Here is a 25,487-nt window from a genome sequence, read left to right on the forward strand (position 1 = left end):
TTCGTCATAATCGCTAGGGCGCTCGCGGCACGCGAGTGACGACCTCGCGAGGAGTGACCCAGCTAGTGGATAACCGACCAGTCGGTACGCGCCAGGCGCGTGACCTGCTTCGGGTTGCGTTCGGCCCGTCGGGCATCGCCCTGGCGATCATCGCCGCGCTGGTGCTGATCCAGTTGGTCATCGCCAACAGCGATCTGACCGGTGCGTTCGGCGCGATGGCCAGCATGTGGCTGGGCGTGCACGGCGTGCCGGTGTCGATCGGCGGCGCCGAGCTCGGCGTGATGCCCCTGGCCCCGTTGCTGGCCATGGTCTGGGGCACGGCCCGCACCACGGCCGCGGCGACGCGGCCGGGGGCGTCCTGGTTCGTGGTCCGGTGGATCGTCGCGTCGGCGCTCGGTGGACCACTGCTGATCGCGGCGATCGCGCTCGCGGTGATCCACGATGCGTCGTCGGTGCTCACCGAGCTGCAGACCCCGAGTGCACTCCAGGCGTTCGGCTGTGTCCTGGCGGTGCACGCGGTCGGCGCGGCCATCGGTGTCGGCTCGCGCCTGCAGGGGCGGCTGCTGACCGACGCGCACCTGCCGTACTGGCTGCCCGAGGCGTTGCGCGGGGCCGTCGCCGGCGTGTTGGCGCTGCTCGGCCTGTCGGGATTGGTCGCGGTCGGCTCGATGGTCGTGCACTGGTCGACGATGCACGACCTGTTCGGCATCACCGATTCGGTGTTCGGCCAGCTCAGCCTGACCGTGCTGTCGGCGCTGTACATCCCGAACGTGATGGTCGGCGCCGCCGCGGTGGCCGTCGGCTCGAGTGTGCACGTCGGGTTGGCCACGTTCAGTTCTTTCACGGTGCTCGGCGGCGATGTGCCTGCCGTGCCGGTGCTGGCAGCCGTGCCGTCGCCCCCGCTGGGGCCGGTATGGGTGGCGCTGCTGATCATCGCGGCGGCCTCGGCGGTGGCGGTGGGCCAGCAGTGTTCCCGGCGCCCGGCCCCGTGGCCGATTGCTTTCGCCAAGTTGGCGGTCGCATCGCTCCTGGCCGCGGTGATGATGGTCCTGCTCGCGATCGCCGGCAGCGGTCGCCTGGGCAATTTCGGTGAGCTCGGGGTCGATCAGACGACGTTCGGGCCTGCGGTTTTCCTGTGGTTCGTCTCGATCGGCGGCCTCACGGTCGCCATGGCCGGCGGCCTCACCCGCCGTCCGGCCCGGCCGGCACCCGTCGCGCCGGCTGCGCCCGTCGACGAGGAACCGTATGACGATGACGTGGCAGACGTCGTCGAGGATGACGAACCCGTGACCGAGAAGCTGATCGGTGACGTATCGGCTGCCGCGGCCGACTCGGACGACGACTCGCATTTCGCGGGTGGCCCGGCGTTCGAGCAGACCACCGAGCCGGAGCGCGAACCCGACCCGGAGTCCGCGGCCAAACCCGCCGAACCGCGCCGGCCGGCACGTCCGGAACCGGACATGACCCCGGCGCCGGCGGAGGCCTACCAATCCGGCACCACCGATCGCATCGGTGAGCACGTCGCCTTCGACCCCGACGAGGACCCTGAGGCGCATTTCGTCGTCGACGACGACGGCCACTAGGCTGCTCCCGTGCAGCAACCGGTTCACGTGCCCCCGACTGCGCCGGCGCGGCTCGTCGTCCTGGCGTCCGGGACCGGCTCGCTGCTGGAATCGGTGCTGGCCGCAGCGGTCGGTGACTACCCGGCGCGCGTCGTGGCCGTCGGTGCGGACCGTGACTGCCCGGCGCTGCAGATCGGGGCGGCCGCCGGTGCAGCGACGTTCACCACTCGGCTACGGGACCACCTCGACCGCGCCGCCTGGGACGCCGCACTGACCGAAGCCGTCGCAGCCCATCAGCCGGATCTGGTGGTGTCGGCGGGGTTCATGAAGATCCTCGGCCCGACCTTTCTCGCGCGCTTCCAGGGGCGGGTGCTGAACACCCACCCCGCATTGCTGCCGTCGTTTCCAGGGGCGCATGCGGTGGCCGAAGCCCTGGCCTATGGAGTACGGGTTACCGGCAGCACGGTGCACCTGGTGGATGCCGGCACCGACACCGGGCCCATCCTGGCGCAGGAGCCGGTGGCGGTACTCGACAGCGATGACGAATCGTCGCTGCATGAACGGATCAAGGTCGTCGAACGACGACTGTTGGTAGATGTGATCGCCGCGGTGGCCCTCCGCGGCGTGACGTGGAGTGGACGAAAGGCGGCCCTAGGATGACGCGACGACCGATTCGGCGCGCGCTGATCAGCGTGTACGACAAGACCGGCCTGGCTGAGCTGGCCCGCGGGCTGCACGAGGCCGGCGTGACCCTGGTCTCGACCGGTTCGACGGCGAAAACCATTGCTGCCGAGGGTATCCCGGTGACTCCCGTCGAAGAGGTCACCGGCTTCCCGGAGGTGCTCGACGGCCGCGTCAAGACGCTGCACCCGCGCGTGCACGCCGGCCTGCTGGCCGACACCCGCAAGGCCGAGCACCTCGCCGCGCTCGATGAGCTCGGGGTCGAGGCGTTCGAACTCGTTGTGGTGAACCTGTATCCGTTCACCCAGACCGTGGCGTCGGGCGCTTCCGAGGACGAGTGCGTCGAGCAGATCGACATCGGCGGCCCGTCGATGGTCCGCGCTGCGGCGAAGAACCACCCGAGCGTCGCCGTCGTCGTCGACCCGCTGGGGTACGACGGTGTGCTGGCGGCCGTTCGGGACGGTGGCTTCACGCTCGAAGAGCGGAAGAAGCTGGCGTCGTTGGCTTTCCGCCACACCGCCGAGTACGACGTGGCCGTCGCGTCCTGGATGGGTTCGGTGCTGGTGCCCGGCGACGACGAGGCATCCGCTGCCGGTATGCCCGCGTGGCTCGGTTCGACGTGGCGCCGCACCGACGTGCTGCGCTACGGCGAGAACCCGCACCAGAAGGCCGCGCTCTACAGCGACGACGCCGGCTGGCCGGGACTGGCCCAGGCCGAGCAGCTGCACGGAAAAGAGATGTCCTACAACAACTACACCGACGCCGATGCGGCATGGCGGGCGGCGTTCGACCACGAGGACATCTGCGTGGCGATCATCAAGCATGCCAACCCGTGTGGCATTGCGGTGTCGTCGATCTCGGTTGCCGATGCGCACCGCAAGGCGCACGAGTGCGACCCGCTGAGCGCGTTCGGTGGCGTCATCGCGGCCAACACCGCGGTGACCGAGGAGATGGCCGAGACCGTCGCCGACATCTTCACCGAGGTGATCGTCGCTCCTGCCTTCGAACCGGGCGCCGTTGAAATCCTGAGCCGCAAGAAGAACATTCGCATCCTGGTGGCCAGCGAACCTGAGGGCGCCGCAGTCGAATACCGTCAGGTCAGCGGTGGCCTGCTGGTGCAGCAGCGCGACGCGCTCGACGCCGCGGGCGACGACCCGCTGAACTGGACACTGGCGACCGGCAGCCCGGCCGATCCGGAGACGTTGGCCGACTTGGCGTTTGCGTGGCGCGCGTGCCGCGCGGTGAAGTCGAACGCCATCGTGGTCGCCGCCAACGGCGCCACCGTCGGTGTCGGCATGGGCCAGGTGAACCGCGTCGACGCGGCCCGGCTGGCGGTCGAGCGGGGTGGTGACCGAGTCAAGGGCGCCGTCGCTGCCTCCGATGCCTTCTTCCCGTTCCCGGACGGTCTGGAGACCTTGACCAACGCCGGCGTGAAAGCCATTGTGCACCCGGGTGGTTCGGTCCGCGACGACGAAGTGACCGCGGCCGCCGCCGCTGCGGGCATCACGCTGTACCTGACCGGGGCGCGGCACTTCGCCCACTAGGTCCTACCGGCTGAATGGCCAGGTTTGCACGGAGATGATCCGTGCAAACCTGGCCATTTGCCGTTCAGAGGCTCAGGAGCGCAGCAGTGTCGCGAGCGGTCAGGGCGTCGTCCATGCGCGCCTGCCAGGAGGCGGCCCATCGTTCAGGAAAGCACCGCTGCAGGAGCTCGAGCATGATCGGCACGGCGGTCGAGGCGCCCGGCGACGCGCCCAGAAGCCCTGCGATGGTGCCGTCGGCCGACGCGACCAGTTCGGTGCCCGAGCGCAACGCGCCGATGCGCTCCGGGTCCGGAGTGACGAGCTGAGCCCGCTGTCCCGCCGGTACCAACTCCCAGTCGCCGGGGTCGGCCTCCGGGTAAAACCGTTGCAGCTGTTTGATCTTGCCGCTGAACGGCGTGAGCAACTCGCCGATCAGATAACGCACCAGTGTCAGGCTCTGTAGGGCCGCGGCAGCCAGCACGTGCAGGTTGTGCCACCGCAGCGTGGTGAAGAAGTCGGTGAGCTTGCCGCCTTTGAGCAGCTTGGTGCTGAATGTCGCATACGGACCGAACATGAGGTACTCCTCGCCGTCGACGACGCGTTTGTCCAAGTGCGGCACCGACATCGGCGGGGCTCCTATCGCGGCCTGGCCGTACACCTTGGCGTCGTGCCGTGCGACGACATCGGGTTTCGCGCACCGTAGGAACGCTGCGCCGACGGGCAGCACGCCGTAGCCCCGGACTTCGGGGATGTGCGCGCGCTGCAGCAGGCGCAGGGCGAATCCGCCGGCTCCGACGAACACATGACGTGCCCGCAGTTGAAACCTGTTGTGCGAGTCCGTACACCGGCCGCTGATCAACCAGGTGCCGTCCGGGTCCTGGTGCAGTCGGCGCACGTCGTGGCCGAGCCGGACCTCGCCGCCGTTCGAGGTGATGATGCGGGTCAGTCCGCGGGTGAGCGCACCGAAGTCGACGTCGGTACCTCCCGGATGCCGGGTCGCCGCAATCGGTTGCGCCGGAGCGCGGCCCTCCATCACCAACGGTGCCCATGCCGCGATGGTCGCGGGGTCGTCGCTGAACTCGAGGCCGGCGAAAAGTGGATCGGCGCTGAGGGTTTCGAACCGCCGTCGGAGGTAGGCCACGTCGTGGTCGCCGAACACGACATCCATGTGCGGAGTGCCGTGGACGAAAGTCGCCGGGTCCAGCAGGCCCCGCTCGACGAGATGTGCCCACCAGCGGCGGGACAATTGGAACTGTTCGGCGATCTGCGCGGGCGCGGTGCCGTCTTCGGGATCGGGCATGTAGTTGAGCTCGCAGTAGCCGGAGTGGCCCGTGCCGGCGTTGTTCCACGGTCCGCTGCTCTCTGTGGCGATGTCGGATGCGCGCTCCACCAACACAATGCGCCACTGCGGTTCCAATGTGCTGAGCATGGCGCCCAGGGTGGCAGACATGATGCCGCCACCGATGAGGACGACGTCGGCGACTTCCGGTTCAACGGTGTTCATGGTTGCTCCTTGTCTCGTTACTCCAGCATCACCCCCGCGAATTCGATCCGTCCAATGAATGTTCTGGCGATTATCATCCGAATATGGATCAATGGATGAGTCTGCTCGCGCCGCAGCTCCGGGCGCTCGAAGAGCTCGACTCCCAGGGCGGGCACATGACCCGTGCGGCCGACAGCCTGGGCATTCCGCAGTCATCGATGAGTCGACGCATTCACACGCTGGAGAAGATGCTCGGCGTCCGCCTGCTCACCCAGGAGGGACGGACGGTGCGCCTGACGCCGGTCGCAGTGCAGCTCGCCGAGCAGGCCCGGCGTCCGTTGCGCGAACTCGAAGCCACGGTCGAGACGATCGCCGGCGAAGCCGACCCCGAGCACGGCACCATCCGGTTCGGCTTCCCCTTGACGATGGGGGCCGGCGTCGTGCCGAACCTCGTCACCGAATTCCACCGGCGCGCACCGGGAATCCGGCTACAGATCAAACAGGCGCACGGCAGTGAACTCGCCGCGGATCTGAAGGCCGGGGTGCTCGACGTCGCCGTGGTGATCCCGCCGCCCGACGGCGTCGAACATGTGGTGATCGGCGGACAACAAATCCGGGCCGTGTTACCGGCGGCTCATCCGCTCGCGGCCCGTCGTCGTCTTCGGCTGGACGAACTGCGCGACGAGACGTTCATCGCCAACCCGGGCAGCTATCACTTGCGCCAGGCGACGGAAAACTGGTGCCGCGATTCGGGATTCGTTCCGCACGTGCCCGTGGAGATCACGGAGTTCACCACCATCCGCGAGCTGGTCGGCCGGGGGATGGGTATCGCGCTGCTGCCGCACGACGAGCACACCTCGCGCAAGGTCCGGGAAATCCCGTTGACGCCCAACGTATATCAGCGACAGATCGCACTGGCGTGGGCGCCGACCGCCGGCACCCCCGCGGCCCGCAGGCTGCTGACCTTCCTGCGCACGGAGTGGTCGGTCAAGACCGCCCACACCCGCTGACGCAGGGACAACGGAGGAGACTAGGACGCGACCTCGCCGGGCTGCTGCGTGGTGGCGAATTCGAAGAAGTCCACGATCTCGTCGACGGCCTTGCGGGCGTCCGGATTGATGTCGAAGCTCAGCTGGAACATGTGCATCGCCTTGTCCCACACCTGAACCCACGCCTGCGCACCCGCGGCGCGCAACGCGTCGGCGAGCGCGAACGAGTCGTTGCGCAGCATCTCGTTGTTGCCGACCTGCAGGAGCGTCGGTCCCAGGCCGTGCAGGTCGGATTCGGTCGGCATCTCGGGCACCGGATGGGTGCCGTTCTTCGTCGCGAAGACGTCGTAGAGGTACTTCACCGCCATGAACGGGAACAGCACGTCGCGGTGTTCGAGCATCGCGTTGTACTTCAGATTCATGTCGGACGACGTCAGCGGCGACAGCAGGATCTGACCGGCGGGCACCGGCAGGCCGGCGTCACGCACGGCGAGCGCGGTGCCGGTCGCGATCAGGCCGCCGGCGGAGTCGCCCGCGAACACGATCTTCTTCGCGTCGACGCCGGCGGCGAGCACCATGCGGTAGGCGCACGCGCCGTCGGCGATGGCGTCCTCGATCAGGGCCTGCGGCGCCAGTCGATAGCCCACGTTCAGGACCCGGGCGCCGGTCGCGGCGGAGAGCTTACTGGCCCAGCGCCGGTGCGAGTTCAGCCCGAGGGTGATCAGCGCCGAGCCGTGGAAGTAGATGATCACGCGATCGGAACCCTGCGCGCGCGGCGCGACGATCCATTCGGCGTCGCAGTCGTCGAGCTTGATCGGTGTCACCGCGGTGCCGGGCAGCGCGCGGAACGCACGGAAGGGCCCGTCGATGATGTCGTAGCGGCCGCGCTGGACCAGTTCCGGATGGAACCGGTTGACGACGAGGCCGATGAGCGTGAGCAGGGCAATTACCGGTCGGACGAACACCGCGGTCAGCCCGCCGAGCAGTCGGCTCTGCCACGCGGCGGGGCCGAACTGGAGGTCGGTGGGGCGGTGAGTCCAGTCGAGCGAGTTCACGATACCGAGGGTACTGGGTAAAGCTCCGGAGCCCAAGGGGCTGCCGCTCACCGTGCACCGTCGTAGCGTGGAGGTCGTGACATCACCTAACGACCTTCCAGCCGACCTGCCGCGGACCGTCGGCGAGCTCAAGGCCGCGGGCCACCGTGAGCGGGGCATCAAGACCGAAATTCGCGAGAACCTGCTGGCAGCGCTGGCTGACGGGAAGGACGTCTGGCCCGGCATCTTCGGCTTCGAGGACACCGTTCTGCCGCAGCTGGAGCGCGCGCTGATCGCCGGGCACGACGTCGTGCTCCTCGGCGAGCGCGGCCAGGGCAAGACCCGTCTGCTGCGCGGCCTGGTTGGTCTGCTGGACGAATGGACGCCTGTCATCGCGGGCTCGGAGCTGGGCGAGCACCCGTATTCGCCGATCACGCCCGAGTCGATCCGCCGGGCCGCGGATTCCGGCGACGACCTGCCGATCACCTGGCAACACCGCAGCGAGCGCTACTTCGAGAAGCTGGCGACGCCCGACACCAGCGTCGCCGACCTCGTCGGCGACATCGACCCCATCAAGGTGGCCGAGGGCCGGAGTCTGGGTGATCCGGAAACCATCGCCTACGGACTCATCCCGCGGGCCCACCGCGGCATCGTCGCCATCAACGAGCTGCCCGACCTCGCCGAGCGCATCCAGGTCGCCATGCTCAACGTGATGGAGGAACGCGACATCCAGGTGCGCGGCTACACGTTGCGCCTGCCGCTGGACGTGCTCGTGGTGGCCAGCGCCAACCCTGAGGACTACACCAACCGTGGCCGCATCATCACGCCGCTGAAGGACCGCTTCGGCGCCGAGATCCGCACCCACTACCCGCTGGAGCTCGACGCGGAGGTCGGCGTCATCAGGCAGGAAGCGCACCTGGCTGCCGAGGTCCCCGAGTACCTGCTGCAGATCCTGGCCCGGTTCGCCCGGTACCTGCGCGAGTCGCAGTCGATCGATCAGCGGTCGGGCGTCTCGGCCCGCTTCGCCATCGCGGCGGCGGAGACGGTCGGCGCCGCGGCCCAGCACCGCTCCGCGATTCTGGGCGAACAGGATCCGGTCGCGCGTGTGGTCGATCTGCAGACCATCATCGGCGTGCTGCGCGGCAAGCTGGAATTCGAGTCCGGTGAGGAAGGCCGCGAACAGGCCGTCCTGGAGCACCTGCTGCGGCGGGCGACCGCGGACACCGCACAGCGGCTGCTCGGCGGCATCGACGTCGGTTCGTTGGTCGCCGCGGTGGAAGGGGATTCACCGGTCACGACGGGCGAGCGGGTGTCGGCCAAGGACGTCCTGGCCGCGCTGCCGGACCTGCCGGTGATCGACGCCATCGCCGACCGGCTGGGCGCGCAGTCCGACGGCGAGCGGGCGGCGGCCGTCGAACTGGCGCTGGAAGCGCTGTACCTGGCCAAGCGCATCGACAAGACCTCCGACGACGGCGAAACGGTATATGGCTAACCACCTCTCGCGGTATTCGCGCTACACCGGCGGGCCCGACCCGCTGGCGCCTCCCGTCGACCTGAGGGAGGCGCTGGAGCAGATCGGGCAGGACGTCATGGAGGGCGCGTCGCCCCGGCGGGCGCTGTCCGAGCTGCTGCGTCGCGGTACCCAGAACATGCGCGGCGCCGACCGGCTGGCCGCCGAGGCCAACCGGCGTCGTCGGGAGTTGCTGTCGCGCAACAACCTTGACGGCACCCTGCAGGAGATCAAGAAGCTGCTCGACGAGGCGGTGCTCGCCGAGCGCAAGGAACTGGCCCGGGCGCTCGACGACGACGCGCGGTTCGGTGAACTGCAGTTGGAGTCGTTGTCGCCGTCACCGGCCAAGGCGGTGCAGGAGCTCTCCGAATACGACTGGCGATCGGCGGAAGCCCGGCAGAAGTATGAGCAGATCAAGGATCTGCTGGGCCGGGAGATGCTGGACCAACGATTCGCCGGCATGAAGGACGCCCTGCAGAACGCCACCGACGAGGATCGTCAGGCCGTCAACGACATGCTCGACGACCTGAACAACCTGCTGGAGAAGCACGCCAACGGCGAAGACACCCAACAGGATTTCCAGGACTTCATGGCCAAGCACGGCCAGTTCTTTCCCGAGAATCCGCAGAACGTCGACGAGCTGCTGGACTCCCTGGCCAAGCGGGCCGCCGCCGCGCAGCGGTTCCGCAACAGCCTGTCGCCAGATCAACGCGCCGAATTGGATGCGTTGGCGCAGCAGGCATTCGGGTCACCGTCGTTGATGAACGCGCTCGACCGCCTCGACGCCAACCTGCAGGCTGCCCGCCCGGGCGAGGATTGGACCGGCGAGCGAAATTTCACCGGAAACAACCCGCTGGGCATGGGGGAGGCCGCGCAGGCGATGGAAGACATCGCCGAGTTGGAGCAACTGGCAGAACAACTTTCGCAGAGCTACGCCGGTGCCCAGATGGACGACGTCGACCTGGACATGCTCGCCCGGCAATTGGGCGACGAGGCCGCCGTCGACGCCCGTGCCCTGGCGGAACTGGAACGCACCCTGATGAACCAGGGCTTCCTGGACCGCGGTTCCGACGGGCAGTGGCGGCTGTCGCCAAAGGCCATGCGGCAGTTGGGTCAGGCAGCGCTCCGCGATGTGGCGCAACAACTTTCCGGCCGCCACGGCGAGCGGGACACCCGCCGCGCCGGTGCCGCCGGCGAACTCACCGGCGCCACCCGGCCGTGGCAGTTCGGAGACACCGAACCCTGGAACGTCACCCGCACCTTGACCAACGCGGTACTGCGACAGGCAGGTACGGGTCAGGACGGGCCGTTGCGCATCACGGTCGACGACGTCGAGATCTCGGAGACCGAGACGCGCACCCAGGCCGTGGTGGCGCTGTTGGTCGACACCTCGTTCTCGATGGTCATGGAGAACCGGTGGCTGCCGATGAAGCGCACCGCGCTGGCGCTCAATCATCTGGTGAGCACCCGGTTCCGATCGGATGCGTTGCAGATCATCGCCTTTGGCCGACATGCCCGCACCGTCTCGGCGGCCGAGCTGACGGGGCTGGAAGGCGTCTACGAACAGGGCACCAACCTGCACCACGCGCTGCTGCTCGCCGGCCGGCATCTGCGGCGTCATCCCAACGCACAGCCGGTCGTCCTCGTCGTCACCGACGGCGAGCCGACGGCCCACCTCGAGCAGTACCGCAACGGCACCGAGACGTTCTTCGACTACCCGCCGCACCCGCGCACCATCGCGTTCACGGTGCGCAGCTTCGACGAGGTGGCCCGGCTGGGCGCGCAGATCACCATCTTCCGGCTGGGCAGCGATCCCGGCCTGGCGCGGTTCATCGACCAGGTGGCCCGGCGCGTCGAAGGCCGCGTCGTGGTGCCCGAACTCGACGGACTGGGCGCCGCGGTGGTCGGTGACTACCTGCGCTCGCGGCGTCGCCGGCGGTAACCACTCCATGGCGAGCGGCCGTGTTTGTACCGCGACACGCCACCGAACCTGTGCAGGATGCGGCCGTTCGTCGTCGGCGAGCGGCCCGAAAGTACACGCCAATTGCGGCGTGTTGCGTACAGACACGGCCGCTCGCGGGAGCGGTAGAGCTGCCCCTAGGCGCGCGGAAGCCCCATGGGAGCGGGAAAGCTAAGTGGGCGGCGGCTTGCGCTTCTTGGACTTGATGCCGACGCGGCCCCACAGCGAGAAACCGCGGATGGTGACGCGCGGGGCGCCGGGGGTGCCCTGCTGACCGAGGTGGTCGAACGCGCCCATGACACCGACGCCATGCACGTCGACGTTGACCTCCGGCGGCAGCAGGATGGTCTGCCCGCCGAAGATCGAGTAGGAGTGGATCTCGACGTCCGGTGACGTGAAATCGGCGTAGCGCAGATCGATGACGCCGCCACCGAACAAAGAGAACGACGTCAGCCGCTGCGGCACGTTCCAGCGGCCTCTGCGCTCGAATCCGCTCATGATCGCCAGCAGCAGCGTCGACGGCGCGGGATGGCATTCGCCGCCCGCTTCCCACGGCGCAGTGGTGATGTACGGCAGGTCGTCGCTCAACTTCGACAGCTCGGCGTACGTCTGCGCCGAGTAGGCGCGGTTGAGCCGGTCCTCGTATTCGGACATGGGCAGGCGTCCCTGCGCGGCCGCGTCGCTGAGGAGGTGAGCGACCTGTATCCGGTCGGTATCGACGACGCGCATCTGTGCGCGCGAACCTGGGGTGCTCATCAACTCGAGCCTACGACGATCACAGGGACTTGCAAGGCTGATGTTGCAAACTGTGGCCGCATCGATGTCGGATCCGTTACGGGATGTGGATCACTTATTCCAGTTCGGCTGTCGCTTCTGGAGGAAGGCCAGCATGCCTTCCCTGGCCTCGTCGGAGACGAACAGCTCCGCCGACTGCTTGGCCAGCTTCTCGGCGTCACGGTCGAAATCGGCCAGGATCGACGCCGTGGTCAGGGCCTTCGACGTGGCCAGACCCTGCGGTGAACCCTTGGTGATCTCGTCCGCCAGCTTCGCCACGGTCGCCGGCACGTCGTCGGTCGCGACGGTCACCAGGCCGATCCGCTCGGCCTCCTCGGCGCCGAACTTCTCGCCCGTCACGAAGTAGCGACCGGCCGCGCGGGCCGTCATCTTCGGCAGCAGCGTCAGCGAGATGATCGACGGCGCCACCCCGATCCGGGCCTCGGTGAGCGCGAAAGTACTGGCGGTGCCGGCGACCACCAGGTCGCAGGCACCGATCAGCCCCATGCCGCCGGCCCGGACATGGCCGTCGATCGCGGCGATCACCGGAATGGGCAACTCCAGGATCGATCGCAATAGGTGCGCCGCCTCCAGCGCACGGGCGGTCGCGAGGTCGCCGGGGCTGCGTCCGGCCGCTTCACTCAGGTCGGCCCCGGCACAGAAGGTCCCGCCGGTGTGGCCGAGCACCACGACCCGGACGCCGGGCTCGGCGGCGGCATCGGTGAGGCCCTGCCGCAACTGGTCCACCAGCGCGGTCGACATCGCATTGCGGTTGTGCGGTGAGTCCAGCGTCAACCGGGCGACACCGTTTTCGACGGAGTAGTGGACCAGTGCGGTCATGAGACTTCCCTGTCAGTACGAGCGAGGCAGACCGAGCGAGGTCTGCGCCACGAAGTTAAGCACCATCTCACGGCTGACCGGAGCGATGCGTGCCAGTCGCGACGCAGTGACCGCGGCGGCGATGCCGTACTCCTTGGTCAGGCCGTTGCCACCGAGCGACTGCACGGCCTGATCGACGGCGCGCACCGAGGCCTCACCGGCGGCGTACTTGGCCATGTTGGCGGCTTCGGCGGCACCGAAGTCGTCACCCGCGTCGTACAGCGTGGCGGCCTTCTGCATCATCAGCTTGGCCAGCTCGAGTTCGATGTGGATCTGCGCCAGCGGGTGCGAGATGCCCTGGTGCGAACCGATCGGCACCTTCCAGACCTGACGGGTCTTGACGTACTCGGTCGCGGTGCGGATCGCCAGCCGGCCGGTGCCGACGGCCATGGCCGCACCGATGATCCGCTCCGGGTTCAGGCCCGCGAACAGCTGCGCGATCGCGGCGTCCTCGGAGCCGACGAGTGCATCGGCGGGCAGCCGCACCTCGTCCAGGAACACCTGGAACTGGCTCTCGGGACTGATGATCTCCATCTCGATCTTGGTCCAGCTCAGGCCCGGCGCATCGGTCGGGACCACGAACAGTGCCGGCTTGAGGTTGCCGGTCTTGTGGTCCTCGGTGCGGCCGACGACGAGCACGGCGTCAGCCTGGTCGATGCCCGAGATGAACACCTTCTGGCCGGACAGGATCCAGTCGCCGCCATCGCGGCGCGCCGTCGTGGTGATGCGGTGGCTGTTGGAGCCGGCGTCGGGTTCGGTGATCGCGAAGGCCATGGTGAGCGAGCCGTCCGCCAGCCCCGGGACCCAGCGCTTCTTCTGCTCTTCGGTGCCGTACTTCGAGATGATGGTGCCGTTGATGGCCGACGAGACCACCATCATCAGCAGCGGACAGCCATTGGCGGCCATCTCTTCCATGACCAGGCTCAGCTCGTACATGCCGGCGCCACCGCCGCCGTACTCCTCGGGCATGTTCACGCCCAGGAACCCGTGTTTGCCTGCCTCGGACCATAATTCGTCGGTGTGCTGGCCGGCGCGGGCCTTCTCCAGGAAGTAGTCCTGGCCGAACTTCGAGGCCATCGCGACTACGGCCTCGCGGAGCGCCTTGCGCTCGTCGGATTCGATGAAGCTCATTGTCATTCTCCTTCGGGGGTTTCTACACGGGCGAGCACGGCACCGACATCGACCTGCTGGCCGGGTTGCACGTTGAGTTCGGCGAGCACACCGGAATCCGGTGCGGCGATGGTGTGTTCCATCTTCATGGCTTCCAGCCAGATGAGGGGCTGGCCGGCGGTGACGGCATCGCCGACGGCAGCGCCGACTCGGACCACCAGTCCGGGCATCGGCGCCAGCAGCGAACCTTGAGCGACGGCCGCGTCCGGGTCGGGGAAGCGCGGCTGGGCCACGAGGTGCACGGCCCCGGCGGGGGAGTCGACGAACACATCGGCGTCGTAACGCGCGACGTCGAACGACCGCTCAACTCCGTTGACCGACAACACCACTCGGGCGGGTTCGGCGGTCACGACGGTGACGTCGTCGCGGTCGGGCAGTTCGACGCCGTCGCGGGTGTACCGGTACCGCACCTGGTGCTCGGCGCCGGCCGCGTCACTGTACGAACGGCTCTGGTAGCCCGACGCGAGGTTGCGCCAACCGCTCGGTGCGGCGGCGAAAACCGTTGCCGTGGCGCGGTTGTGTGCCGCATCGGCCAGGGCAGCGGCGACGGCGGCCAGCGTGACGTCGGTGTCCGCCGGTGCCGCGAGTTCGGCCAGGCCGTGGGTGTCGAAGAACGCGGTGTCGGTGTCGCCGGCCAGGAAAGCGGGGTGCCGCAACACATTCACCAACAGGTCGCGGTTGGTGCGCAGGCCGTGGATGCGCGCGCGGGACAGCGCGTCGGCGAGGATCGCCGCGGCCCGGTCCCGGGTCGGCGCGAACGAGATGACCTTGGCCAGCATCGGGTCGTAGAACACCGACACCACCGAACCGTCGACGATGCCGGAGTCGACGCGTGTTCCGGCGCGGCCCAGCAGGCTGAACTCGGTGCGGACGCCCGGCACGTCGAATCGGTGCACTGTGCCGGCCTGCGGCTGCCAGTCCTTGGCCGGGTCTTCGGCGTAGAGCCGGGCCTCGATCGAATGTCCCTGCGTTGTGGGCGGTTCCGCGGCGAGCGCACCCCCGTCGGCCACATCGAGCTGCAGCTCGACCAGGTCGAGTCCGGTGGTCTCCTCGGTGACCGGGTGCTCGACCTGCAGGCGGGTGTTCATCTCCAGGAAGAAGAAGTCGCCGCCTCCGTCGGACATGAACTCGACGGTGCCGGCGCCGGTGTATCCGATGGCGGTCGCTGCCAGCCGGGCGGCCTCGAACAGCTTGGCGCGCATGCCCGGCGTCCGCTCCACGAGCGGGGACGGCGCTTCCTCGATGACCTTCTGGTGCCGCCGCTGAATGGAGCATTCGCGTTCGCCGACGGCCCACACCGTGCCGTGCGCGTCGGCCATCACCTGGACCTCGATGTGGTGGCCGCTGGCCAGGTAACGCTCGCAGAACACCGTCGGATCACCGAACGCGGACTGGGCCTCGCGTTGTGCGGCCGCGACTTCGGCCGGCAGCGCGGACAATTCGCGAACGACCCGCATGCCGCGGCCGCCGCCGCCGGCGGAGGCCTTGATCAGCACCGGCAGTTGGTCGGCGGTGACGGTGTCGGGGTCCAGCTCGGTGAGCACCGGAACGCCGGCCGCCGACATCAGCTTCTTGGCCTCGATCTTGGAGCCCATGGCCTGCACGGCCGCCACCGGCGGACCGATCCACGTCAGCCCGGCATCTTGCACCGCGGCCGCGAAATCCGGGTTCTCCGAGAGGAATCCGTACCCGGGATGTATCGCGTCGGCGCCGGACGCTTTGGCGGCGGCGATCAGCTGGGCGGCGTCGAGATACCCGGTGCGGCCCTCGAGCCGCACCCGGTCGTCGGCTTCGGCGACGTGCGGGGACGCGGCGTCGGGGTCGGTGTAGACCGCGACGGTGCCGATGCCGAGCCGGCGGCAGGTGGCGAACACCCGGCGGGCGATTTCCCCGCGGTTGGCGACAAGAACTTTCGTGATCATCTGGGTTCTCAACTCACATGCGGAAGACGCCGAAGTTCGACGTCCCCTCGATCGGGGCATTGGCAATGGCGGACAAGCACATTCCCAGCACGGTGCGGGTGTCGCGGGGGTCGATTATGCCGTCGTCGTAGAGCCTGCCGGACAGGAACGCCGGCAGTGATTCGGCGTCGATCTGCGCTTCGACGGCGGCCCGCAGGGCCGCGTCGGCAGCTTCGTCGACCTGGCCGCCCCGGGCTTCGGTGGCGGCGCGGCTGACGATCGAGAGCACACCGGCCAGCTGCGCGCCACCCATCACCGCGGACTTCGCGCTGGGCCAGGCGAACAGGAACCGGGGGTCGTAGGCACGGCCGCACATGCCGTAATGGCCGGCGCCGTAGGAGGCGCCGATCAGCAGCGAGATGTGCGGCACCTTCGAATTGGAGACGGCGTTGATCATCATCGAGCCGTGCTTGATCATCCCGCCTTCCTCGTACGCCTTGCCGACCATGTAGCCGGTCGTGTTGTGCAGGAACAACAATGGCGTGTCGGAGCGGTTGGCCAGCTGGATGAACTGTGTGGCCTTCTGTGATTCCTCGCTGAACAACACGCCGCGCGCGTTGGCCAGGATGCCGACGGGGTAGCCCCACAGCGTGGCCCAGCCGGTCACCAGCGAGGAGCCGTACAGCGGCTTGAACTCGTCGAAGTCCGAGCCGTCGACGATGCGGGCGATGACGTCCCGTGGATCGAACGGGATGCGCAGATCGGCGCCGACGATGCCGAGCAGTTCGTCTTCGGGGTACAGCGGCGGCACGACCGGTGCCGGCGTCGGGCCCTGCTTGCGCCAGTTCAGCCGGGCCACGATGCGCCGGCCGATGCGGATGGCGTCGAGCTCGTCGTGGGCGAAGTAGTCGCCGAGACCCGATGTGCGGGAGTGCATTTCGGCGCCGCCGAGGGATTCGTCATCGGACTCCTCGCCGGTGGCCATCTTGACCAGCGGCGGGCCGGCCAGGAAAACCTTCGAGCGCTCCTTGATCATCACCACGTGGTCGGACATGCCGGGGATGTAGGCGCCGCCGGCGGTCGAGTTGCCGAACACCAGCGCGATGGTCGGGATGCCCTCGGCCGACAGCCGGGTCAGATCCCGGAACATCGCACCGCCGGGGATGAAGATCTCCTTCTGCGTGGGCAGGTCCGCACCGCCCGACTCGACCATGGAGATCACGGGAAGCCGGTTCTCGCGGGCAATCTGGTTGGCGCGCAGGATCTTCTTGAGCGTCCACGGGTTGCTCGTGCCGCCCTTGACGGTCGGATCGTTGGCGACGATCAGGCACTCGACGCCCTCGACCACACCGATGCCGGTGACGAGGCTGGCACCGACGACGAAGTCGCTGCCCCACGCTGCCAACGGGCTCAGCTCCAGGAACGGCGAGTCCGGATCCACGAGCTGCTCGATGCGCTCGCGCGCGGTCAGCTTGCCGCGGGCATGGTGGCGGTCAACATATTTCGCGCCGCCACCGGCCAGGGCCTTGGCGTGCTCGGCGTCCAGCTCGGTGAGCTTGGCCGTCATCGCCGCGGCGGCCTCGGTGTAGCCGGCCGACGCAGAATTGAGTGTGGATTTGAGCTGGGTCATGATGCGCAATCCGCTCCGCTACTTGCTTGTGTCACGACTGGAATCCCAACGTCTTGGCGGCCAGCGAGGTGAGAATCTCGGTGGTGCCGCCGCCGATACCGATGATGCGCATGTCGCGGTACTGCCGTTCGATTTCCGACTCGGCCATGTAGCCCATGCCGCCGAACAACTGGACCCCGGCGTTGGCCACCCACTCGCCGGCTTCGACGGCCGTGTTCTTGGCGAAGCACACTTCGGCGATCAGGTTCGTCTCGCCGGCCAGCTCGCGCTCGACCAGATGGTGCGTGTAGACCCGGGCAACGTCGATGCGCCGGGCCATCTCGGCCAGGGTGTTCTGCACCGACTGGCGCGAGATCAGCGGCCGGCCGAAGGTCTCCCGGTCGCGGCACCACTGCACGGTCAGGTCCAGGCAGCGCTGCGCGCTCGCGTAGGCCTGCGCGGCGAGCCCGACGCGCTCGGAGACGAACGCGCCGGCGATCTGCAGGAAGCCGGAGTTCTCGGGCCCGACCAGGTTGGCGGCCGGGACGCGGACGTCGACGTAGGACAGCTCGGCGGTGTCCGACGAACGCCAGCCCATCTTCTCCAGCTTGCGGCTGACGGTGAAGCCCGGCGTGTCCTTATCCACCACGATCAGCGAAACACCAGCTGCGCCAGGGCCTCCGGTGCGGACCGCGGTCACGACATAGTCGGCGCGCACACCGGAGGTGATGTAGGTCTTGGCGCCGTTGATGATGAAGTCGTCGCCGTCGCGGTCGGCGCGGGTCGTCAGGTGCCCGACGTCGGAGCCGCCGCCGGGTTCGGTGATGGCCAGTGAGCCGATCATCTTGCCCTGCAACGTCGGTCGCACATAGGTGTCGATCAGCCGCTGATCGCCGGAGGCGATCATGTGCGGCGTGGAGATGCCGCAGGTGAACAGCGACGCGAAGACGCCGCCGGGCACGCCGGTGTAATGCAGTTCCTCGCAGACGATCACGGCGTCGGCACCGTCGCCGCCCCCGCCACCGACGGATTCGGGCGCCTGGGCGCCCAGCAGGCCGGCCGCACCGGCTGCCTCGTGCAGCGAACGGGGCAGCTCGCCGCTGCGTTCCCACTCGTCGACGTGGGGCAGGATCTCGCGTTCGGCGAACGCGCGCACGGTCTTTCGCAGTGCGTCACGTTCGGGCGTGGTCCAGATGCTCACGAAATCAGTTCCTCCGGGATGTCGAGATGACGGGTTCGTAGCCATTCCCCGAGGCCCTTGGCCTGGGGATCGAATCGGGCCTGGTACGCGACGCCTTCGCCAAGGATGCCCTCGATGACGAAGTTGATGGCGCGCAGATTGGGCAGCAGATGCCGGGTGACGGGCAGCTCGGCCGCCTCGGGCAGCAGCTCACGCAGTTTCTCGACCGTCAATGTGTGTGCCAGCCAACGCCATTGGGCATCCGTGCGGACCCAGACGCCGACATTGGCCGACCCGCCCTTGTCGCCGCTGCGGGCCCCGGCGATGGTGCCCAGTGGTGCTCGACGCGTCGGTCCGGCAGGCAGCGGATCCGGCAGCGCCGGGTCGGCGACGGGCCCCAACTTCAGCGTCTGCGCGGACGGCGCGATGTCAACCCGGGTGCCGTCCGCCAGTACCGCCACGTGCGGCACCAGGGCGGCGTCGACGTAGCCGGGCTTGAACAGGCCGTACACCTGGCCGTCGCCCGGGGGTGCGGTGGTGGTGAAGCCCGGGTAGCTGGCGAGTGCGAGTTCGACTGCCGCCGCGGAGAACTGGCGGCCGACCTTGGCCGGATCGGGGTCGCGCACCACGCAGTGCAGCAGCGCGCTGGCGCGTTCCTCGGTGTCGGCGTCGGGATGATCGGTGCGGGCCAGGGTCCACTGCAACTCGGCCGGGCGCGCCGTGATGCTGGCTTCCAGCTGGCGCTGCAGCAGGTCCGCCTTCGCCTCGATGTCCAGGCCGGTGAGGATGAACGACGCAGCGTTGCGGAAGCCGCCGATGCTGTTGAGCGACACCTTCAACGTGGGCGGCGGCGCCTCGCCGCGCACGCCCGAGATGCGGACCCGGTCTTCACCGTCGGCGGACAGCTCGAGCGAGTCGACCCGCAGAGTGGCGTCGGGATTGGCATAGCGCGCCCCGGTGATCTCGTACAGCAGCTGCGCGGTGACGGTGTCGACGCTGACGCGGCCCCCGGTGCCCGGGTGCTTGGTGATCACCGACGAGCCGTCCGCCGCGATCTCCGCCAGCGGGAACCCGGGACGGATCAGGTCGGGGATCTCGGTGAAGAAGCTGAAATTGCCACCGGTGGCCTGCGTGCCGCATTCGATGACGTGGCCGGCGGCGATCGCGCCCGCAAGTGCGTCGTAGTCGGTGCGGGTCCAGCCGAAGTGCGCGGCGGCCGGTCCGACGATCACCGAGGCGTCGGTGACCCGGCCGGTGACGACGACGTCGGCGCCGGACTTCAGGCAGTCCACGATGCCCCAGGCACCGAGGTAGGCATTGGCCGACAGCGGGGTGCCGAAGCCGAGCTCGTCGGCGCGCGCCACCAGGTCGTCACCCTCGACGTGTGCGACGTTCACCGACAGCCCGAGCTTGTCGGCCAGGGCGCGTACCGCGGCTGCCAGGCCGGCCGGATTGAGGCCGCCGGCGTTGGCGACGATCTTCACGCCCTGGTCCAGGGCCAGGCCCAGGGACTGCTCCAGTTGGCGCAGGAAGGTCTTGGCGTATCCGAGGTCGGCGTTCTTGGCCCGGTCCCGCGCGAGGATCAGCATGGTCAGCTCGGCGAGGTAGTCGCCGGTGAGGTAGTCCAGCTCGCCGCCGGCGAGCATCTCGTGCATCGCCGCCAGCCGGTCTCCATAGAACCCCGAGCAGTTACCGATCCGGACTGCTGGTGATGTCACACACACTCCCGTCATTCAACCAACCGGTAGGGAGGTTAGTCGGTACTAGCGGTACCGAGTCAAGGGGGCTGGGGGTTGCGTGTTGCCCGGTTGGGGCGACGTTTTGGAGCCTACGCAGGTCGACGGCTATCCTGAGGTGCAATCGCTGCGCACGCGGGAGCAATAGAGAGGCCATTGGCCCTACTTGTTCGCGACGCGGCCGACCGCAAGCAATTCCGTTTAGTTAGAGAGGTGCACATCATGGCTGTGCCCAAGCGCAGGATGTCGCGCTCGAACACCCGTAGCCGTCGCGCGCAGTGGAAGGCCGAGGCCACCGGTCTGGTCAGCGTGAACGTCGCAGGTCAGGCGCACAAGGTGCCGCGTCGTCTGCTCAAGGCCGCGCGTCTGGGTCTGATCGACCTCGACCGCCGCGCCTGAACCGACTGACGGTTTTTCTCGCGCCCGCGTGGCGCGTCTTCTCAGTCCACTCTCAGATGGTGGGGTGAGACTGTGCCTGTGCGAATCCTTGTAGTCGACGATGACCGCGCTGTACGCGAATCATTGCGTCGGTCACTGACTTTCAACGGGTACTCGGTCGAACTGGCTCAAGACGGTGTCGAGGCGCTGGAGCGCATCTCCAGCGACCGGCCCGACGCCGTCGTGCTCGACGACATGATGCCCCGGCTGGACGGGCGCGGAGTCTGCCGTCAGCTGCGCAGCAGCGGCGACGACCTTCCCGTGCTGATGCTGACGGCCCGTGACTCGATCGATGAGCGGGTCGCCGGCCTCGACGCCGGTGCTGACGACTACCTGCCGAAGCCATTCGCACTCGAGGAACTCCTCGCACGGATGCGGGCCCTGCTCCGCCGGACCGGCCCCGCCGACGGCGCCGAGTCGGCCGCGCTGACGTTCTCGGACCTCAGCCTCGATCCGGTGACGCGTGAGGTCACCCGGGGCTCCCGGTCTATCAGCCTGACCCGCACCGAGTTCTCGCTGCTCGAGATGCTCATCCACAACCCGCGCCGGGTGCTCAGCCGCAGCCGGATCCTCGAAGAGGTGTGGGGCTTCGATTTTCCGACGTCGGGCAATGCCCTTGAGGTCTACGTCGGTTACCTGCGCCGCAAGACCGAGGCCGAGGGAGAACCGCGCCTGATCCACACCGTCCGCGGCGTGGGTTACGTGCTGCGTGAGACCCCGCCCTGATGCTCGACCGGCTTCGCGTCGCGGTGGACCGGAAGATGCGGGAAGTACCGCAGATGCCGGTGACGCCGGACGGCACAGTGCAACACGACGCCAGCTCGGTGTCGCTGAAATGGCGCGTCATGCTGCTCGCGATGTCGATGGTGGCGATGGTCGTCGTCCTCATGTCGGTCGCGGTGTACGTCGTGGTGTCCAAGGCGCTGTACGGCGACATCGACAACCAGCTGCACAGCCGCGCGCAACTGCTCATCGAGAGCGGTTCCCTGGCCGTCGACCCCGGCAAGGCCATCGAGGGCACCGCGTACTCGGACGTCAACGCGATGTACGTGATCCCGGGGCAGTCCATCTACACCGCGAACCAGCAGGGGCAGACGCTGCCACTCGGGACGCCGGAGAAGGACGTCATCGCCGGCAAGCTGCTGATGTCGTTGCGTACCACCAACTATCAGCGCGTGCTGGCGGTCCACCTGCAGTCGGGCAACTCGCTGCTGATCTCCAAGAACCTCTGGCCCACCAGCCAGGTGCTCAAACGTCTCGGCACCATTTTGCTCATCGTGGGTGGAATAGGCATGGCCGTCGCCGCCATCGCCGGTGGCACGGTAGCGCGGACCGGGCTGAGACCCGTGGCCCGGTTGACCGAGGCCACCGAACGCGTGGCCCGCACCGATGATCTGCGTCCCATCCCGGTGTACGGCAATGACGAATTGGCCAGGCTGACAGAGGCTTTCAACATGATGTTGCGCGCGCTCGCCGAGTCGAGAGATCGGCAGGCCCGCTTGGTGTCGGACGCCGGTCATGAATTGCGCACACCGCTGACCTCGCTGCGGACCAATGTCGAGCTGTTGATGGCGGCCATGGCACCCGGCGCGCCGCCGTTCCCCGAAGAGGAGATGGCGGGTCTGCAATCCGACGTCATCGCCCAGATCGAGGAACTGTCGACCCTCGTCGGCGACCTGGTCGACCTGACCCGCGATGATGCCGCGGTGACGGTCCACGAGCCCGTCGAGATGGCCGAGGTCGTCGAGCGCAGCCTGGAACGAGTTCGCCGCCGCCGCAACGACATTGACTTCGACGTCGACATCGCCGGCTGGCAGGTGTACGGCGACGGGGCCGGGCTGTCCCGGGCCGTGCTGAACCTGCTCGACAACGCCGCCAAGTGGAGTCCGGCCGGCTCGGTGGTGCGGGTCCGGCTCGGACGCATCAATCCGACGCACGCGGAGCTGGTGGTCTCCGACTGGGGGCCGGGTATTCCGCCGCAGGAGCGGGGCCTGGTGTTCGAGCGTTTCTACCGGTCGACGACGGCGCGGGCGATGCCCGGCTCCGGTCTGGGACTGGCCATCGTCAAGCAGGTGGTGCTCAAACACGGTGGCGCACTGCGGATTGAGGACACCGTGCCGGGCGGGACGCCGCCGGGCACGTCGATCCATCTCGTGTTGCCGGGACGCCCCTCCGGCGTGACCGCAACACACCGCCCTTCTGCGCTGGACGTAACGGGCCTGACCACGGAAAATGAACCTGCCCGGACGGGGGAGGAAGTCTAGGGTGCGGCCTGTGGTGTCTCAGTGGATTCTCAGCCCGAATGGGCACCGTCAGGTCATGTCGTTCGTTGTCCCGGCAACGGATCGGAAATACAGGAAGAGTGTCGACCAGTAATGACGAATCACCCGAGGTACTCGCAGCAGCCCGAGTCCGGTCGGCGTCCTGATTCCTATCAATCCGCGCCCGGCTATGGCGCGTCGCCGCAGCAGGGGTCGTCATACGACTGGCGCTACGCCACGCACCAGCAGCCGCAGACCACGGGGCAGTACCCCACGGGCAACTACGCCACCGGTCAGTACCAGACGGGGCAGCATCAGACCGGGCAACACGCGACCGGCTCGTACGGCCAGTACTCGACCCAGCAGTACGGGTCGCAGCCGCACGACCCCTACCGCAACGGGTCGCACAATGGCCGGCCGACCATCGCACCACGGCCGCAAAATCGTTCCCGCACAGGACCTTTGATCGCCGGAATGGCAGCGGTTGCCCTGGTGTCGGCGGGCATCGGCGGCGGCATTGTGATGCTGGCCCAGCCCGATTACTCGAGCAGTTCGACCTCGTTGGGCGGTTCGGCCCGCGGACAGCACGCCGGGAACGCGCCGATCGGTTCGGTCGAGCAGGTCGCGGCCAAGGTGGTGCCCAGCGTCGTGAAGCTCGAGACAGATATGGGCCGGGCCTCCGAGGAAGGCTCGGGCATCATCCTGTCCGCGGACGGGCTCATCCTCACCAACAACCACGTGGTGGCCGGCGCCAAAGATGCCCCGCCCCCCGGTGCTCCGCCGGTGCAGACCAAGGTCACGTTCAACACCGGTAACACCACGACGTTCCAGATCGTCGGGACGGATCCGAGCAGTGACATCGCGGTCGTGCGGGCCAAGGGCGTCTCGGGCCTGACGCCCATCTCGCTGGGCTCGTCGTCCAACCTGGTGGTGGGCCAGCAGGTGGTGGCCGTCGGTTCGCCGCTCGGTCTGCAGGGCACCGTGACCGAGGGCATCATCAGCTCGCTGAATCGTCCCGTCGCCGCCGGTGGTGACGCCAAGAACCAGAACACCGTGCTGGACGCCATCCAGACCGATGCCGCGATCAACCCCGGCAACTCCGGTGGCGCGCTCGTCAACATGAGCGGCGAGCTGGTCGGCATCAACTCGGCGATCGCGACGCTCGGCGGGGATTCCGGCCAGTCGCAGAGCGGCTCGATCGGCCTGGGCTTCGCCATTCCGGTGGACCAGGCCAAGCGCATCGCCGACGAGCTGATCAAGAACGGCATCGCGAGCCATGCGTCGCTCGGCGTGCAGGTTGGCAACGACAAGACCATCGACGGCGCCAAGATCGTCGACGTCACCAACGGCGGCGCGGCCCAGTCGGCCGGCCTGCCCAGCGGTGTGGTGGTGACCAAGGTGGACGACCGCGTCATCAGCAGCGCCGATGCGCTGGTGGCCGCGGTGCGCTCGAAGGCGCCCGGAGACAAGGTCACGTTGACCTACCTGGACACCGCGGGCAAACCGCAGACCGTTCAGGTGACCCTGGGTAAGGCGCAGCAGTGATGGGAACGGGGCGGAGTTCGATGTCAGAGGCGGGATATACGGTGACAGGCATGGAACAGGCAGGGGAATTGGCCGGGCGTGCACTCGTCGTGGTCGTGGATGACCGGACCGCGCACGGCGAAGAGGATCACAGCGGCCCGTTGGTCACCGAACTGCTCGGTGAGGCCGGCTTCCTCGTCGACGGCGTCGTCGTGGTCCCGGCCGATGAGATCGAGATTCGCAATGCCCTGAACACCGCGGTGATCGGTGGTGTCGACCTGGTCATCTCCGTCGGCGGCACCGGCGTCAGCCCGCGCGATGTCACGCCGGAAGCCACCCGCACCATGCTGGATCGGGAGTTGCTGGGCATCGCCGAGGCGCTGCGTTCCTCGGGCCTCGCCGCGGGTATTTCGGACGCGGGGCTCTCGCGTGGCCTGGCCGGGGTCTCGGGAAGCACGCTGGTGGTCAACATCGCCGGCTCGCGTGCGTCGGTGCGCGACGGTATGGCGACGCTGGGCCCGTTGGCGGCGTACATCATCGCGCAGCTGTCGAGCCTCGATATCTGATAGCTGAGCTCCGATGGGGCTCGATGGTCGAACGGAGTGGTCATGGGCTCGTCCCACGTGAACCCTTCAATTTGGCAAAGGTGTGATCTTGATCACACTCGGGATGGCTTGTGATGAGTGATACACAGCCCTCGCGCGACCTAGTTAACAAGGTGTTCGGCGACGTTTTGCCCGACGTTACCCGCGACGAATGTAACGATCAGCGAGATTCGGGGGATGGTGACCGGGATCGCTGGCTACGCGACAACGTTCCGCCGCACCACCGCTGAGCACGCTGTTCTCACAATGGCTGGCCGCGAATCAGGTTAACTCCTGATTGCGCCGGTCAGCGGCCTCGTTGAGGGTATGTTTCCGTCTTGTTTCGGCCCAACCGGTCGGTGGGGTCGACGTCAGCCTGCAGCTAGTTCCCAGCAAACTTTTCCGGACCGGGAATATCTTCGCGGTCTTTACGCCGTTCGCATTGCCGGACGGTGAGTACGCCGATATCTTCCTCGTGTCAACGATGAGCAAAAGGTAAGAACGACATTTGAACTTCGCCTGCGGGCGTAGATGGAGTTCTTGCAACGGTCGCGCGGTCAGCTTGCTGGCACCGCCTACTGAGCTAGGGAGAATATGAAGGCATTCAGTCGGGTGCTGGTAGCACTGGTGGCGGCGCTGGCGTCGCTGTTTTTCGGGGCGGGTACGTCCCATGCGGGTCTGGACAATGA

At 68.0% G+C, this 25,487-nt stretch carries 20 protein-coding genes and 1 pseudogene; 12 read left to right on the top strand and 9 right to left on the bottom strand.

The features are described from left to right. Positions 1-65: 65 nt before the first annotated feature. From BR47_RS0127535 to purH, 3 genes are read left to right on the top strand one after another with little or no spacing between them, the layout of a single operon-like run. Positions 66-1,583 carry a cell division protein PerM gene (locus tag BR47_RS0127535; RefSeq protein ID WP_029121450.1) on the top strand — a complete coding sequence of 506 codons (1,518 nt, stop codon included), beginning with the start codon at positions 66-68 and terminating at the stop codon, positions 1,581-1,583. A gap of 9 nt (positions 1,584-1,592) precedes the next feature. Beyond that, entirely contained in the window at positions 1,593-2,222 is a 630-nt protein-coding gene (purN, locus tag BR47_RS0127540; RefSeq protein ID WP_029121451.1) for a phosphoribosylglycinamide formyltransferase, read from the top strand. After that, a complete protein-coding gene (gene purH / locus BR47_RS0127545) occupies positions 2,219-3,787 on the top strand; it encodes a bifunctional phosphoribosylaminoimidazolecarboxamide formyltransferase/IMP cyclohydrolase (RefSeq protein ID WP_029121452.1) in 1,569 nt (522 codons plus the stop codon). The genes purN and purH overlap by 4 nt, the downstream gene beginning before the upstream one ends. Before the next feature lie 64 nt (positions 3,788-3,851). Here purH and BR47_RS0127550 read toward each other — a convergent pair whose 3' ends face one another. Then, positions 3,852-5,270 carry a malate:quinone oxidoreductase gene (locus BR47_RS0127550; RefSeq protein ID WP_029121453.1) on the bottom strand — a complete coding sequence of 473 codons (1,419 nt, stop codon included), beginning with the start codon at positions 5,268-5,270 and terminating at the stop codon, positions 3,852-3,854. 83 nt (positions 5,271-5,353) lie between these two features. Between BR47_RS0127550 and BR47_RS0127555 the strand changes: the two genes are divergently transcribed. Then, the gene (locus BR47_RS0127555) at positions 5,354-6,259 is read left to right on the top strand and encodes a LysR family transcriptional regulator (protein WP_029121454.1); all 906 of its coding nucleotides are present in this window, start codon (positions 5,354-5,356) and stop codon (positions 6,257-6,259) included. A 20-nt stretch (positions 6,260-6,279) separates the two neighbouring features. On the opposite strand, the gene BR47_RS0127560 is transcribed toward BR47_RS0127555, so the two are convergent. Further along, positions 6,280-7,293 carry an alpha/beta hydrolase gene (locus BR47_RS0127560; protein ID WP_029121455.1) on the bottom strand — a complete coding sequence of 338 codons (1,014 nt, stop codon included), beginning with the start codon at positions 7,291-7,293 and terminating at the stop codon, positions 6,280-6,282. A gap of 76 nt (positions 7,294-7,369) precedes the next feature. Between BR47_RS0127560 and BR47_RS0127565 the strand changes: the two genes are divergently transcribed. Together BR47_RS0127565 and BR47_RS0127570 are read left to right on the top strand one after the other, a co-directional pair. Further along, positions 7,370-8,764, top strand: coding sequence for a sigma 54-interacting transcriptional regulator (locus BR47_RS0127565; RefSeq protein WP_029104676.1), 1,395 nt, complete (start codon positions 7,370-7,372; stop codon positions 8,762-8,764). Next, complete coding sequence (locus BR47_RS0127570; RefSeq protein WP_029121456.1) at positions 8,757-10,724, top strand: vWA domain-containing protein; 1,968 nt, start codon at positions 8,757-8,759, stop codon at positions 10,722-10,724. Before BR47_RS0127565 ends, BR47_RS0127570 begins: the two co-directional genes overlap by 8 nt. 189 nt (positions 10,725-10,913) lie before the next feature. Here BR47_RS0127570 and BR47_RS0127575 read toward each other — a convergent pair whose 3' ends face one another. The 7 genes from BR47_RS0127575 to BR47_RS0127605 all read right to left on the bottom strand — a co-directional run bounded on the left by BR47_RS0127575 (position 10,914) and on the right by BR47_RS0127605 (position 19,988). Next, positions 10,914-11,498 (bottom strand): DUF1707 SHOCT-like domain-containing protein, encoded by a 585-nt coding sequence (locus tag BR47_RS0127575; protein ID WP_029104677.1) that lies wholly within the window; start codon positions 11,496-11,498, stop codon positions 10,914-10,916. Between the two features lie 90 nt (positions 11,499-11,588). Next, positions 11,589-12,356, bottom strand: coding sequence for an enoyl-CoA hydratase family protein (locus tag BR47_RS0127580; protein ID WP_020099041.1), 768 nt, complete (start codon positions 12,354-12,356; stop codon positions 11,589-11,591). Between the two features lie 12 nt (positions 12,357-12,368). Beyond that, the gene (locus BR47_RS0127585) at positions 12,369-13,526 is read right to left on the bottom strand and encodes an acyl-CoA dehydrogenase family protein (RefSeq protein WP_020099042.1); all 1,158 of its coding nucleotides are present in this window, start codon (positions 13,524-13,526) and stop codon (positions 12,369-12,371) included. Positions 13,527-13,528: 2 nt separating this feature from the next. Further along, positions 13,529-15,487, bottom strand: coding sequence for an ATP-binding protein (locus tag BR47_RS0127590; protein ID WP_029121457.1), 1,959 nt, complete (start codon positions 15,485-15,487; stop codon positions 13,529-13,531). Between the two features lie 13 nt (positions 15,488-15,500). Beyond that, positions 15,501-17,096, bottom strand: coding sequence for an acyl-CoA carboxylase subunit beta (locus BR47_RS0127595; RefSeq protein ID WP_020099044.1), 1,596 nt, complete (start codon positions 17,094-17,096; stop codon positions 15,501-15,503). A gap of 31 nt (positions 17,097-17,127) precedes the next feature. Next, positions 17,128-18,276: an acyl-CoA dehydrogenase family protein gene (locus BR47_RS0127600; RefSeq protein ID WP_029121458.1), complete on the bottom strand. Its 1,149-nt coding sequence runs from the start codon at positions 18,274-18,276 to the stop codon at positions 17,128-17,130. Continuing rightward, positions 18,273-19,988 carry an acyclic terpene utilization AtuA family protein gene (locus BR47_RS0127605; protein ID WP_036427927.1) on the bottom strand — a complete coding sequence of 572 codons (1,716 nt, stop codon included), beginning with the start codon at positions 19,986-19,988 and terminating at the stop codon, positions 18,273-18,275. Before BR47_RS0127605 ends, BR47_RS0127600 begins: the two co-directional genes overlap by 4 nt. A 225-nt stretch (positions 19,989-20,213) precedes the next feature. Between BR47_RS0127605 and rpmF the strand changes: the two genes are divergently transcribed. From rpmF to BR47_RS33930, 6 genes and pseudogenes are all read left to right on the top strand, one after another. Then, positions 20,214-20,390, top strand: a complete 177-nt coding sequence (gene rpmF / locus BR47_RS0127610; RefSeq protein ID WP_029104679.1) for a 50S ribosomal protein L32 — start codon at positions 20,214-20,216, stop codon at positions 20,388-20,390. A 78-nt stretch (positions 20,391-20,468) separates the two neighbouring features. Beyond that, positions 20,469-21,155 (top strand): response regulator transcription factor, encoded by a 687-nt coding sequence (locus BR47_RS0127615; RefSeq protein ID WP_020099048.1) that lies wholly within the window; start codon positions 20,469-20,471, stop codon positions 21,153-21,155. A gap of 53 nt (positions 21,156-21,208) precedes the next feature. Next, the gene (locus BR47_RS0127620; RefSeq protein ID WP_051128373.1) at positions 21,209-22,693 is read left to right on the top strand and encodes a HAMP domain-containing sensor histidine kinase; all 1,485 of its coding nucleotides are present in this window, start codon (positions 21,209-21,211) and stop codon (positions 22,691-22,693) included. Positions 22,694-22,804: 111 nt separating this feature from the next. Then, a complete protein-coding gene (locus BR47_RS0127625; RefSeq protein ID WP_020099050.1) occupies positions 22,805-24,235 on the top strand; it encodes a S1C family serine protease in 1,431 nt (476 codons plus the stop codon). Between the two features lie 20 nt (positions 24,236-24,255). After that, entirely contained in the window at positions 24,256-24,780 is a 525-nt protein-coding gene (locus BR47_RS0127630) for a MogA/MoaB family molybdenum cofactor biosynthesis protein (protein ID WP_133763292.1), read from the top strand. 612 nt (positions 24,781-25,392) lie between these two features. Continuing rightward, positions 25,393-25,487 (top strand): annotated as a pseudogene (locus BR47_RS33930) (MspA family porin); the annotation flags it as partial.

This window comes from Mycobacterium sp. UNC410CL29Cvi84 (genome assembly GCF_000686745.1).
Lineage (GTDB): Bacteria > Actinomycetota > Actinomycetes > Mycobacteriales > Mycobacteriaceae > Mycobacterium > Mycobacterium mucogenicum_B.

Coding starts and splice junctions, on each gene's coding strand:
- purH (WP_029121452.1), top strand. CDS start 2,219: ATGACGCGACGACCGATTCGGCGCGCGCTGATCAGCGTGTACGACAAG.
- BR47_RS0127550 (WP_029121453.1), bottom strand. CDS start 5,270: ATGAACACCGTTGAACCGGAAGTCGCCGACGTCGTCCTCATCGGTGGC.
- BR47_RS0127555 (WP_029121454.1), top strand. CDS start 5,354: ATGGATCAATGGATGAGTCTGCTCGCGCCGCAGCTCCGGGCGCTCGAA.
- BR47_RS0127570 (WP_029121456.1), top strand. CDS start 8,757: ATGGCTAACCACCTCTCGCGGTATTCGCGCTACACCGGCGGGCCCGAC.
- BR47_RS0127575 (WP_029104677.1), bottom strand. CDS start 11,498: ATGAGCACCCCAGGTTCGCGCGCACAGATGCGCGTCGTCGATACCGAC.
- BR47_RS0127580 (WP_020099041.1), bottom strand. CDS start 12,356: ATGACCGCACTGGTCCACTACTCCGTCGAAAACGGTGTCGCCCGGTTG.
- BR47_RS0127585 (WP_020099042.1), bottom strand. CDS start 13,526: ATGAGCTTCATCGAATCCGACGAGCGCAAGGCGCTCCGCGAGGCCGTA.
- BR47_RS0127590 (WP_029121457.1), bottom strand. CDS start 15,487: ATGATCACGAAAGTTCTTGTCGCCAACCGCGGGGAAATCGCCCGCCGG.
- BR47_RS0127595 (WP_020099044.1), bottom strand. CDS start 17,096: ATGACCCAGCTCAAATCCACACTCAATTCTGCGTCGGCCGGCTACACC.
- BR47_RS0127605 (WP_036427927.1), bottom strand. CDS start 19,988: ATGACGGGAGTGTGTGTGACATCACCAGCAGTCCGGATCGGTAACTGC.
- rpmF (WP_029104679.1), top strand. CDS start 20,214: ATGGCTGTGCCCAAGCGCAGGATGTCGCGCTCGAACACCCGTAGCCGT.
- BR47_RS0127620 (WP_051128373.1), top strand. CDS start 21,209: ATGCCGGTGACGCCGGACGGCACAGTGCAACACGACGCCAGCTCGGTG.
- BR47_RS0127625 (WP_020099050.1), top strand. CDS start 22,805: ATGACGAATCACCCGAGGTACTCGCAGCAGCCCGAGTCCGGTCGGCGT.
- BR47_RS0127630 (WP_133763292.1), top strand. CDS start 24,256: ATGTCAGAGGCGGGATATACGGTGACAGGCATGGAACAGGCAGGGGAA.